General features: G+C 62.6%; 3 protein-coding genes. 1 reads left to right on the top strand and 2 read right to left on the bottom strand.

Annotated features, from left to right (window positions below; all coding sequences use genetic code 11):
- Nucleotides 1–14: 14 nt before the first annotated feature.
- Nucleotides 15–3431 (top strand): DEAD/DEAH box helicase family protein, encoded by a 3417-nt coding sequence (locus RIdsm_RS09455; RefSeq protein WP_057813754.1) that lies wholly within the window; start codon nucleotides 15–17, stop codon nucleotides 3429–3431.
- Nucleotides 3432–3466: 35 nt separating this feature from the next.
- On the opposite strand, the gene RIdsm_RS09450 is transcribed toward RIdsm_RS09455, so the two are convergent.
- Both RIdsm_RS09450 and RIdsm_RS09445 read right to left on the bottom strand, forming a co-directional pair.
- Nucleotides 3467–4684, bottom strand: a complete 1218-nt coding sequence (locus tag RIdsm_RS09450; protein WP_236553186.1) for a DUF3644 domain-containing protein — start codon at nucleotides 4682–4684, stop codon at nucleotides 3467–3469.
- A 492-nt stretch (nucleotides 4685–5176) separates the two neighbouring features.
- Nucleotides 5177–11395, bottom strand: coding sequence for an ICP22 family protein (locus tag RIdsm_RS09445; RefSeq protein ID WP_151175224.1), 6219 nt, complete (start codon nucleotides 11393–11395; stop codon nucleotides 5177–5179).
- Nucleotides 11396–13383 lie beyond the last annotated feature (1988 nt).

Here is a 13383-nt window from a genome sequence, read left to right as displayed (position 1 = left end):
CCCGGAACCCCGTCATGACCGCCAGCAACTTCGCCCATCTCGAACCCGACTTCCCCGCCGTCCACGCCGCAGCGAGTTCGGCCGAGCGGCTGGCGATGTCGGAGCCCGAGGCGGCGGCGATCCTGGCGGGCAAGGCGGTGGAGCTGGCGCTCGGCTGGGCCTTCGCCCATGACGCGGGCCTGACGCCCCCCGCGCAGGTTGGCGCGAGCCGGATGATCAACGACCCCGACCTGCGCACGATCATGGGCCAGAAAGTCCACGCCAAGGCGCGGTTCATCAACCTCGTCCGCAACAAGTCCGCGCACGAGGGGGCAAATTTGAAGCCCGAGGGGGCGCGCCAGGTGGTCGAGGAGCTGCACCACGTCCTGCACTGGTTCGGCCGCACCTACGCCCGTCGCCAGAAGCCGCCCGAGCCCAACGATTTCGACCCGGCCCCGCTGACCGCCCGGCTCGACCTGATCCGCGCGGCACGGGGGCGCATCCAGAGCACCGAGAAAGCCCTGGAGGCGCGCTCCGAGGAGCTCGAGGACCTCCGCGCCCGCTACGCCAGCCTCCACGACGAGTTGAAGGCAAAGCGCGCCGACGTGGCCAAGGCCCGCGCCGATCAATCCGCCGACCCGCACGACTACAAAGAGGCCACCACCCGCCTGCGCCTGATCGACCTGCTGCTGGCCGAGTCCGGATGGTCCGACCTGAAGGAAGGCCGGGATCTGGAATACCGCGTGGAGCCGATGCCCAACGAGCAGGGCCATGGCTTCGCTGATTACGTCCTCTGGGGCGCGGACGGCCTGCCTCTGGCCGTCGTAGAGGCCAAGCGCACCCGGCGGTCGCCATCCGAGGGGCAGCAGCAGGCGAAGCTCTATGCAGACGCTCTGGAGCAGATGCACGGCCGCCGCCCGGTGATCTTCTACACCAACGGCTACGAGCACTGGATCTGGGACGATGCCCGGAACATCCCGCCCCGTCGACTGGGCGGCTTCAAGACCGCGCAGGAACTGGGCGAGATGATCGCCCGCCGGACCGAGGCGAAAGCCCTGGTCGACCAGAAGCCGAAGGCCGCCATCGCCGGACGCCCCTACCAGACCCGCGCCCTGACGCGGATCGCCGACCATTTCGATGCCGGTTCCCGAAAGGCCCTGCTGGTCATGGCGACGGGCACAGGCAAGACGCGGACGGTGATCGCCCTGGTGGACATGATGGTGCGCGCGGGCCTGGTGAAGCGGGCCCTGTTCCTCTGTGACCGTATCAGCCTCGTCCGGCAGGCGCGCAACGCCTTCGCGCAGCAGATGCCGGACAGCTCGCCGGTGAACCTGGTGACCGATCCCTCGGGCACTGGCCGGGTCTACGTCTCGACCTATCCGACGATGATGAACCTGATCGACCGAGCCGATCATTCCGGCCGGCGCTTCGGGCCCGGGCATTTTGACCTTGTCATCATCGACGAGGCCCACCGGTCCATCTACAAGCGCTACCGCGCAATCTTCGAGTGGTTCGACAGCTACCTCGTAGGCCTCACGGCCACGCCCCGCGACGAGGTGGATCGAGACACCTACCGGCTGTTCGACCTCGACCCCGGGCATCCCACGGACTTCTACGGCCTTGAGGAGGCAATCGAGGACGGGTTCCTGGTGCCCTTCGAGCCCATCTCGCTGCCGACCAGGTTCATTCGCGAGGGCATCCGCTACGACGACCTGTCGGACGAGGAGAAAGACCAGTGGGATGAGCTTGATTGGGGCGAGACTGGGCGGCGCGAGGAGGTCACGGCTGGAGAGATCAACAAGTATCTGTTCAACGCCGATACGGTCGACAAGGTGCTGGCCCATGTCATGGAGCACGGCATCCGAGTCGCGGGTGGCGACAAGATTGGCAAGACGATCATCTTCGCAGCGAGCAAGCGGCACGCAGAATTCATTGAGGAACGATTCAATGCTGGCTGGCCGAACTACGGCGGCACATTCGCTCGGCGGATCGTTCACGGCGATAGCTATGCCCAGAGCCTGATCGAGGCCTTCGAGATTCCAGGCAGTGAGCCGCACATCGCCATCTCTGTCGACATGATGGACACGGGCGTGGATGTGCCTGAGGTGGTCAACCTGGTCTTCTTCAAGCTTGTGCGCTCTAAGACGAAATTCTGGCAAATGGTCGGCAGGGGAACACGACTTCGGCCAGATCTGTTCGGCCCCGGCGAGGACAAGACCGCATTCCGGATCTTCGACGTCTGCGGCAACCTGGAATTCTTCGGATCGAACCCGGAACTCAAGGATCCGTCGGTCTCGAAGTCGCTGACGGAGCGGCTGATCGAGGCAAGGTTGAAGGTGGCGCAGGGCATCGACGATACGCTGTCCTCAAAATCCCAAGCGCAGCACGATGACGACGCGGAAGACCTCAAGGGTGTCCGCGCGGAGATCGTCTCAGACGTGCGCCGCTTCGTTATGGGCCTCGACATCTCCTCCTTCGTCGTCCGCGGTCACTTGCGCTCAGTTGAGACCTGGCAGGCAGACGATGCGCCATGGTCCGCATTGTCGGAGGAGGCCACCGAGGAAATCACAGGTCTGGCGGCGCTGCCGAGTGGTGCCGATCTCGGCGGCGAAGAAGCGAAGAGGTTCGACCTCGTGATGTTCGAGCTTCAACTCAGTCTGATGGGCCGTTCGACGAAGATGGAGTCCTGCCGTCGGAAGGTGATGGAGATCGCGACGGCGCTCTCGACGAAGCTGGAAATACCCGCGGTGGCAAGACACGCGGAACTCATCGAGGATGTCCTGACAGACGGCTGGTGGGAAGGCTTGACGGTGCCCATCGCCGAGCGAGCCCGTTTGCGTCTGCGGGACATCGTCCATCTTATCGATCAGTCTTCGCGCAGTATCCTCTACACCGACTTCGAAGACGATCTCGGCGCCGCCACGCCAGTTCCCCTGAATCCCGCGGCAGATTTTGCCGCGTTCAAGAAGAAGGCCCGCGAGTTTCTTCAGAGGCACGGCGATCACGTTGCTCTTCGCCGGTTGCGGGCGGGAAAGTCGCTTACTCGCCTCGACATCGAAGAACTCGAGCGTATGCTGCTTGAAGCAGGAGTGGGATCGGACGCCGACATCGAGATCGCAAGGAAAACCGAGAGCGCCCAAGTCGGAGGGTTCGGCGTCTTCCTGAGATCCATCGTCGGCCTGGACCGTGCGGCGGCCCAGGAGTATTTCGCCGAATTCATCGCTGATGGTGCTTCGGCCGATCAGATCGAGTTCGTCGGCATGGTCATCGAGCACCTCACCCGGAACGGTGTCATTGACCCGGGTCTGCTCTACGATAGCCCTTTCTCCGACCTCACACCCGACGGTCCCGATAGCGTCTTCAACGAGCGGGAAGTTGACCGCTTCCTGGATCGGCTCCGAACCCTCAATCAGACGGCGGTTGTCTCTGATGCATCTGCCGACGTCGGCTGAGAAACGTCGATGGAGAGCGCCGCCACGCGCCGTGGTCAACGATATCGCTCGCCTTCGGCCTCGCAGTGAGAAATAACTTCTTCGACCCAACGGTCGAACCACACCCAGCTGCCTTTATAGTCGCCCGGACAACCGAAGCCCTTGCCGTCTTTCTTCGCATCTCTCTTCTTCCAGAGCTGCGTGTGATCATGCATGCTGAATTTCGGGAAGCCTGCCGCCTGAACCTTCTCGACGACCTTGCCAGGAGGGTAGCGGTTCTTGTTCACCTCTTTGAAGATGATCTTCTCGATCTCTCCCGCCTCCGAACTGCCTGGTGAAACGATCTGAACGGCCATGTCAGCAGCACCAGGTTTCTTTGCTGCCATAGGCACAAAGCCATAGGACATACGGTATGCAGAATCCTTCATCTGCTCCTCGTCTAAACTGTGCTCGAATGCATCGATTGCCGCTTCAAGGTTCTTGGGCAGCCCAGACGCCTTCTTGAGAGCAGACCGCTGCTCGCTGCCGAAAGACACGAACTGGAGCGCGATCGGAAGGCGTTTCTCGAGGCCGTACTGCGCCCCGAATTCCTTCTTCAGGAGGTCGTTGAAGTTCAGCGCGCAGGACTGGAGTTTCGCGCCGAGGGCATCATCGATCCGGCTCGTTGAGCGGTGCTCGATCTCATGCCGGATTTCAATCAGGAACTGAAGGTTCTTCGCTACGCCGCCCTTCGCCGGACACTTGCCCTGTTTCAGGCAGTGGCCGAGTTCCCAGAACTTGTCAGCACCTTCCTTTGTCGTCTGGCCAGGGTAACGGTAGTCGATACCCTCTCTCTTGAACCAAGCATGAAGGAGATAAGTCCAGGCGATTATAGCGGTAACGATAAAGAGTTCAGCGCGGAACGTCAGGCCCGCACTGTTGAAGGTTTGCACGGCAGCGATCATCGCTTCGCGGGCTTTGATGAGGAGTTCATCGCCCCGGACGCTCAGTCCGGTCTCATGGTCGATGTCGGGCCATGTCGCGAGGAATGCATCAAGATCGTCATCGCTCGCGGGCTTGATCGCCTTGTGCTTCGCCTCACTCCGAATCTCGCTGATGAGCCGATGATTCACTGATCGTGTCGGGCGCGTGAAGTACGCGAGGATGTCCTGATCATTTGCGAACGGGCTGCCGCGGGCGATCATGGCCTTCACGATCGCGACTTCCCAGTTCTCCAGGGTATTACCGCGCCGTTTTTTCTTCTTTTTGGGTTTCTCTTGCTCGTTCTCTGCCAAGTGGTACCTCCGCGACTGTTTGCTCTACTCTGACGCAATCGCCCATCACGGTGTCGAGGGGATTGAACTTGCAAAGCCGGCAGCACATCATGGCAGCACGGATATCGTAAAATCACACTACATCGCCGAACAGGTTGCAGAAAGCCTCGCGAACAATATTCGCAGCCGGCGACGTCGGCGAATGGCGGATATTCGTGAGAGACATGACGATCTAATGGCCGTTCTTGAAGGATCCGGGAAGATAGGGCACCGCTGAGGCCCTTCCCGCCAAGCGCCTGTTCTCCAATGGAAACGCCACCGAGAGCATCGGTGGCATCCCAAAGCTTCAACATTTACGTTAGGGGCTGGCGACATGCGGAAAACCCTTTTTCTTGGCCTGTTACCACCAGAAATAGACACGTTTCCCGGGTCAAAATTGCATTCTGTTACTTGCGCAAGGTTTTGACGATTTGACGCGCAGCGACACCATCGGCGGAGCCGCTGCGCGGGCTTTCAAGTGCCTGCGCCCTCCACGAGAAGGCCGAGCGCCGACTTTCGTATGATGCGTTGCTCGGGTGACCAGAGAGACAGAAGCGCGGTTGCGACAAGGTCCGGCGCCAATGTCACGAGATCCTTCCCGAACTCGCCCTGCAGGATGTCGTCGAGGGCCTCGTAATCCCCCTCCTTCGCGTCATCGATCACGGAAATGACACCTGCCAGGTCGTCCGAAGAAATGTCCCTCCGCGGATCGACGGAGCTTTTCCAGGCAGCGAATGTGCCGTCACGGTCATCGGATTGCAGGATGGCGTCGATCAACTCCACGGACTTTGAGGGGATGCCGCCCGTCGCAGCGAGAATGCGCCGCCGGTCATCGGGTGTGTCGAGCGGAGTCGCCTCGATGGCATGAAGATGCACCCGGACCATCTCGGACGCCCATGGACGCAGGAATATGGCCTGGTCCCGCCGGCGCCAGGCAAGCCCCCTCATTTCCGGATCGCGCGCATCGAGCAGGATGACCGGCCGCACGTGACCGTCGAGCACCGGGCTCTGCCCCTCTTCGAGCCAGGACAGCACGCTCCGAGCCTCTTCGGAGGAGCCGGGCGTATGGAAAACCACGCGCAGGCCGCTTGCCGGTTTCAATTTTGAGATGGCCGCGGTGAAGGCCTTGGTCTCGGCGGTCGTGACAAACTCGATCCGCTGGTCCTTTCGGTCGATGGGCAGCTGACCCTCCTCGTGGATTTGCTTCAGGGCCGGGGCGATCTTGTCGAGGCCGAGGATGGGAAGGCCGCAAACGATACGCGAGCTTGTATCTGCGTCGTCGAGGAGGGTTTCGATCTGAAGATCGGTCAAGGGCGAATAGGCCAATACCTTGCTTTTTGAGCCTTGGCCAGGTCCCTGGTAGGGACGGCGATAGGTGCCGCGGTCATAAGATACGGCCGGGTCTTTCTTGCTCAGGTCGTCGAGAGCGCGAACGATGTCGTCGTAGGAGCCGAGCATGGCTGCGACCTGCCGGGACCGGAGACAGTAGCGGGCCCGCTCCGAGCCTGGCGCGGGGATCTTGCCGATCACGCCCAGTTCGAAGAGTTCGTCCAGGAGGACATCGAATGAGGCCTGTGTCGGCTGCTCGGCGCTATCTGGCCAGAAGGGGCTGGCGTGATCGAGGAGTTCCTCCGGAGTGAAGCCGATCATTCGTGCCTTGAGCTCGTTTCCTTCCAGGTTCAGAAGCGCAAGCGTGTAGGCAACCAGAGCGTAGCGCGGATCGAGGTCCAGGGTAAGGTGGAACTTCTCCCGGACGCGCGCTTCGATCTGCTGGAAGTTACGATGGTTGAACAGATCGTCGGTCGGGATCGCCCAAAGAGGCCCGTCTTCGACAAGACGATACCCCTTCCCGCTACCGGCGCCGTGCAGCGTGGACAGCAGGCCCTTGGCATATTCCTGGACGAGAGAGGGGAAGTAATTCGCCCAGGCGAGGATATCCTCGACGGCCTGCAGGCTTTCGAAGCGGAACCCGGCCGACCGCATAGGCTCCACCACAAGGTCATACGCGGCGCGCTTGTCGTCCTGGGTCCGGTTCAGCGGACCGATGCAGATGGGCTGTCCGAGATGCGCAAGGGGCGAGTTGGGCTGACGGTGCATCCGCTTGACGTTGTGAAGGCCGGCGAAGACGACCTTGAAGCGGCGTCCGGTCTCTTCCATGAGTTCTTTCAACCGGCCGAGCTCGGGGTAATCGGCTTTCGTTTCCGAGGCCATGAAGTGATCCGTCTCGTCGAAAAGGCAGATGACACGCCCTTCGGGTTTCTTGACGAGCCAACCGCGGATGTCCCTGCAGATATCATCCGCCGTCCGGCTTTCCTTCCGAACGACGCCGTAATCGGACAACATGCCGTTGAGATGGCTCCAGATGGCGGAGGTCTTCTCGGAGTTCCCCAGGGATTTGACGTCCCGACGCACGATGATACGATTATCTTCCACGGAGTTATGGGTCTTGGCAATATGGCTGAGCAGGGCGGACTTGCCCAGCTGGCGCCCGCCATAAACAAGGCAGCCGTCGGCCGTCCTGGACAGGATGTCACGCATCTCGGTTTCGCGCCCGAAGAACATCTCCGGCGGGATCTGGCCGGGATCGGTCGTGTAGGGCTCGACCCGGCCATAGGGGAGGCCGCATTCGAAGATGGTGCGGGCCCTCGTCTCGCGCCGCGTGGCGGCGAAGGCGATGAGCGCCTCGTCGATGAGAAGGGCCGGGATGGCCTGTCCGCGCAGGCGCTCTGCGAACTCGTGGCGCCGCGCCATGTCGATGATGCCTGCCACGAGGATGATCGTCGGGGCCTCAGGATCGAGGGCCTTCTGAATGGCCTCGGGAAGCGTGTCCGGGCCGATCAGCAGCAGTCGGTAGGAGGTGGCATTCGATCCGAAACTCGGGGGCAAGAACCAGCCGTCGGAAACGACCTTGCCGTTGAGGCGCATGCTCCAGGTCTTGGGGCGCCCGAGCGAGGTGACGTTCGAAACGCGTGCGTCCTCGAAGCCGAGCTCCTCGAAGAGGGCCTTGAGCTTGGTTGCGGGCGCATTGCTGCTCTTGGCGGATTTGCAGACCTCGTGGAAGAGCTCCAGCAATGCGGCGGCCGGTGCACGGCGGTCTTCTTCCGTCTTCAGCACCCCGTCGCGCATGAAGGCCACCTTGTAGCCCTCGGTCGTCCGAGGCCAGTCCGCCCCGGAGGCTGCCGTGACGAAATCCGGGGTGAAGGCCGCAACCAGGCCGTCGAGTTCGGCTTCCATGGTGGCTGCCGACCGGCCGTCCCGAAGCTGGGCAATACGATCCTCGGCGGCCTCGAGCGGGATGTCATCGATCTCATCGAGGAGATTGTCGGCATCATCGGCGTTGGCCTCGGTGCGATACTCCTGAATGCGTTCGGCCTGGTCGTCCCGGATGGCCTGTTCAATTTTCTCGGAAATCCTGTCGATTTCCTCCACGCCTTCGGGAATTTCGGGGAGATCGGCGATCTTGTCGCCACTGTCGAGGCCCAGAAGATCGTCCCGCGCGGTTTTGCACCAGTCGAGGCGGCGCGCCAGTTCCTGCTGATGGGCGTAGTCGACCTTTGCGAGCGTCTTGAGGCGCCGGTCGCGCGTTTCCATCTGCGCCAGCCAGTGATGTGCGAACTCCCCGGCCCTGGACTTCAATTCCGTAGTGTCGCCGATATCGTAGCGCGTGCTCAGCCGCTGCGCGGTCTCGAAAGCACCGGAGGCGAGGGCCGCTGCGAAGGCCGCTTCGGGCTCCTGGACATTTTTCTCTTCGAGGATATGGCGCCAGGTGTCGAGGCGGGTCTTGGGATCCTCGAGCCTGCTGTGCAGGTGCGCGGGCAGGAGATCGTGCTCTGCTCCGAGAGCGTCCTGCAGCGTCGTGAATTTTCCCGTGTCGTGGCCGGACAGGGCCTCGAGGGCCAGGTCGACCTGGTCCCGGAGCCAACCGGCAACAGCGGCATCGAGATCGTCGGCACCGGTAATCCTGTCGAGCATATCGCGGGCGCTGCCGAGGCGTGTCCTCAGATTGCCGATGGTCTTGCGCAGTTTCTCGTCGTTGCGCTGATCGTTGCTGCCTTCCTGTTCATCGGCCCTGATCCAGGCACCGAGAAGCGAGCGTGCCTCGTCGAACTGCTTGTCGAGATATTCCAGGCCTTTCGGGTGGATGCCCGCGGTCGGCTTTCCGACATCCGCGGCGTATTCGATGGACCGGTCCTGGATGGTGCTCGTCTCGCCGAGGTCCTCAATGGCGCGCTGTGCCCGGCTTGCAGCATGCTTGCTGCCCGTCTGGATATCGCGGATCGCATGTCCGATTAGCCCGGCGTCGGAGACGACATGATGCATGAATTGGTTGGCAAAGGGCCAACGCGATTTCTTGCCCGCCGTGGTGTCCTGCCAGGCAAGGAGCCTTTCAAGGATCCGCTTCTTCTGCGGAACGAGGCGGGCGCCGGAAATCTCCGCCAGCTTGTCCGGGCTTGGCGGGAAATCGTAGTCGAGTTGCGAGACGGCTTCGGCCACGCGCATCAGGTGGGCGCCGAGCGGCCCCCGGGCCAGGTCGACGAGGGAGGCTCTGAGCGTCTGGTTGCTCACGCCAATGGTGGGCCTGAGCAGGGCGCCGAGGGTCAGGACGGCCGATATGTCGTTGCGTGGCTGCAGCGCGGGCGTGGCCATGTCGAGGAAGCTGTGCGCTTCTGGGCCATAGCTCCGCTGGGGAAAGCGCGAGGCGGCTGCAACCTTCAGGGCGGTGTGGCTGATGGGCCAGCTGCTGCCATTCATCTCGAGCGAGGCGGCGGCATTGGCAGCGATCCCGAGGAGATCTTTGGCAATCAGATCGTTCAGGCAGGCCGGATCGATCGCGGGAGCCGTCGCTTCGCGGTCTTCATCCGCCGCGTCCGTTGTGCTGGCACTCTGTGACTCGGCCTCGGACGTGTCGTCCTCTGCCTCCGCGATAACGGGGTCCGCGTCATCCATGGGCCCAGGGTCGCCTTCTGCCAGCGTATCATCCCCGGGCTCGGCGATTTCGTGATCCTCGACGTCCTCGACTGGGCTTTCTGCTTCCGATGGGGCGGGATCCGCAGGAAGATCCTCTGCCTTCGTGTCCATGTCAGGCTGTGGATCGCCTGCGAGATCGTCGCTTTCCGTGACCTCTTCCGCGGGAGGGGTCACAGCCTCCTCGTCGGCGCCAGGCAACGGCGACGTCTCGTCAACGGATGCCGTGGCCGCATCGGCCGCGGTCTCCTCGGCTTCCCTGTCCGGATCTTCTGGCGTTTCGGCGGAAGGCCGGGAGGCCTTGCGCGCGCCACACTGGACGATTGCCAGTTCCTCGTCTTCGCTCTCGGGGGAGGGGAAAGAGGCGATTTCCGCCTCGAAGCTCTCGATCTCTCCAAGCAGGGCGAGCTCGACCAGGTCCTGCATTTGCCTTTTCAGCTGCTCACCGGCCTCGAGGTCTTCGGATATGATTTCTGCCTCTTCGGCCAGGGTGCGCAGGGCGCCGTATTGCTTGTTCGCCGTCGCTTCGGCGATCTGCGCTTCAACGAGGTCCTGCTTTTCACGCATCTCCGGAGCAGCCTCCTGGTAATGCCTGAGTTTGAAGGCGAGGCCGCGCAGCCTGGGATCGTCCAGGCAGGCGAAGGCCGCGTCGTCGATCGTCCCGGAAGATCCTTCCAGGCCGAGCGTGTCCAGTGCTTCGGTGAAGCAAGGAGGTTCGGCAGAGGGGGGAGTATCCATGAGGTCCGCAGTTTTCTGCGTGATGCGACCGATGATGCGAAGGAAGCCGGCGGAAGGTGCCACCTCGTAGGCCGCCAGGATTGATTTCAGCAGTATGGAGAGCCGAGATGGATCAAGTTGGTCGGAGGCCCCCTGTTCGAGGAGGTAATCCAGCGACTTCATAATGACGACTTCGATGTTAGCCCAGTCAGCCCGATCACGGGTGGCGAAAAGTTCATCCGCAAGATCCTTTTCGGACCCCTTGCCGAAGAACAAGATCTCGACAAGGTTGATGTACTCCTCGTCGTGTGGATTATTAAGGCAGTGGACGGAGTATTCGAAGAAAGCTCCCACCCAGAGATCAGTTGCAACGGGCCCCGGCTCGACGAACTCTCCGAGTCGATCCATGAGGCTCTGGTTGGTTCTCAGTCTCAACTTGTCGGTCGGAAACTTGGCGACGAAACGCGAGAGCTTATCCGCATCCACTTTCTGTTGGGCTTGCCCAGATTTCGATTGAAGCCGGTTCTTGGCAACGCTCATTTCCAAGGCAGGAAAGATCGTTGGGTCTTTCTCGGCGCGCTGCATGAGTTCGGTGTAGACCTCGAGCGGGTTCTTCGGGTCCGCATCGAGGTAGGCATGGGAGACGATGAACTTCATGTCCCGTGCGGAGAAATGCCCTGCCTTGGCGAGGAAAGATGGGGCATCCGGCGCCAGGTCGAGAATCGGAAAGCTTGGCATATCATTTGGGAACCCTTCCTCGGGGTCGTATGAGGCAAATATCGCCCGTAAGCGATCCTCGGCAAAGCCACTCGAGCTCGAGGTGAGAAGCGACGGATCGAACGTGGTTTCCTTGGGCATGTGTCTGTCTTTCCTCCTCGTTAAAGCGTACTTGCGGGCGTGATTTTGAGCCCAGCGTCGATCAGGATGGTCTCGATCCACGCCAGGGCTGGATGTCGTTCGAAGTCCAGCCAATAGGCCTGATTGGAATAATCGTTCAGGCAGCGCGTGCAACTCGTGCGGCAGTCCGGGTTAGCACAATCGAGAATCTTGCGCGCGGCGAAGAGCAGGTCCCGGACCATGAAACCGTCTTCCCGCGTCAGCCGCGTGGCATAGCCGGCGCCTCCCGAGACCGCATCATAGAGCACGATCACGAGACGGCCGTCGAGACGCTGGATCAGAGCCTTGAGGTCCCTCGGGTCGGTCTCGAGCAGGTCGGCGGCGCCGAGGCGCAAGGCCTCCTGCAGGGTTCTCCCAAGGGAGTGGTGGCCGGAGAGATCCAACCCCTCGGGGTTGCGCGGCGTGCTGTCGAACATAAGCGCGCGGACATCTGTCTCGAAGATATGTGCAAGATCCACTGGATAGATCTTCGCATCGGGATCGGCCCGGCAGACCTGACCGGTGCGCGGGTTGGTGTGCTCGTCGAGCTTCTGCACCGTCTGCCACATGTGACCGGGCGGACCGCCGCCCCGCACTGGCACCGCGTGTTCGCAGGATCCGCACCAGGCAAAGCCGCCCTTGTGGCGCCCGCGGTTGACCGTGATGATGCGGCCGAGTTCGTGTTCGGGACGGTTGGAACCCGGCGCGTGGAAGGTCAGCAGGCCGGGGATATCCGTTGCGGCGTAGGCCGCGCGCGGCGCCTCGGTCAAAAGCAGGGCCTCGTCGGAGACCACGGGCCGGATGCGGCTGGCGCCCGGGTCGCGCCCGTCGCTGTCGGTGATCGAGGTCAGGAAACCGTTCGGGCGTATGAAATTGCGCGTCCCGGCGTGCTCGGCAAAGCTCGTTCCGCATTGCTGACAGTCGGGTGCGGGATCGATGCCGATATTCGTGATCTGGGGAGACTTGCAGGCCTCGCAGACCCTGTAGCGGGCGCGCTCCACGAAGGCGTCGTCTCCGGTGAACCGGGAGCGTTTCGAGATGCCGACACTGGTCCAGACGCGGCCGCCGGCGACGACTTCGGAGCTGGGCGCGTATTCGGCGATGCCGATCGAGCCGTCGCGGTCGAGTTCGAGAAGAGCGCTGTCCGCCGTCTGGCCAGCGGTGTTGAGCACCTCGAGGCTGACCGAATGCACCGGGAAGCTGTAGGTCGGGATGACGGCGCGCCGCGAGAGTTGGTCGACCAGGAACTGGTTTATGTAGAGTTCCTGTTGCGTCCTGAGGGCGCGCGTCGAGCGGTCGATCTTCAGGATGGCCTTGCTGTCGGTCTTGTCGGTCTCGAGCCGCTTTTCCTCGAGATCGTCGATGGCCGATTGCATCACGCCCCAGCGCCCCCAGGCGGCATCTGCGAAACCCTTGACGCGATCGCGGATCGTGGCGCGAAGGCCCGTCGCATCGAGAGCGATCCCCGACAGGGCCTCGGGGAGGCGTTTGCCGAGATCCGCGGCGGCCTGGACGTCTTCCGTTGCCCCTGTGAGCCATCCGTCGAAATCGGAAGCAAAGGCCGCCCGGGCCGGCGCGTCGAGTACCTGTCCGAGGACATCGCGCAGCCGCGGTGCGCCCGAACGGGTATAACCCGAGAGCCGGTGCTCGAGGAAGCGCGCGAGCAGCATGGCCACCTGGTGTCTTTGGAAAAACCCGGCATTGTCGAGCGACAGGTAGGGGATGATGGGCTTCGCGGCGAGATAGCGGCCGAACTCCTCGTAGGCCGCCCGGTCGAAGCGCCCGGAGCGCGCGGTGGTCATCACGATGGGTGCGACCTGGGCACGGCGCCCCGCCCGACCGGCACGTTGCTGGTAGTTCGCGATGGAGGGCGGGACGTTCTTGCAATGCACGGCTTCCAGGTCGCCGAGATCGACGCCCATCTCCATCGTCGTCGTGCAGGAGAGGAGATTGACCTCGCCGGCCTTGAACTGTTCCTCGATCACCGAGCGCACCGCGCCAGCAATGGCAGCCGTGTGCTCACGGGCAATGCCGAGCCGGGGATGCTCGCGGTAGCGGGCGACGTAGTGATTGCGCTCGCCCAGTGTGTGCCGGTCTTCGATGGGCACCTCTTGGAGCACCCC

This window comes from Roseovarius indicus (genome assembly GCF_008728195.1).
Taxonomy (GTDB): domain Bacteria; phylum Pseudomonadota; class Alphaproteobacteria; order Rhodobacterales; family Rhodobacteraceae; genus Roseovarius; species Roseovarius indicus.
This window is presented reverse-complemented; position numbering and strand designations above follow the sequence as displayed.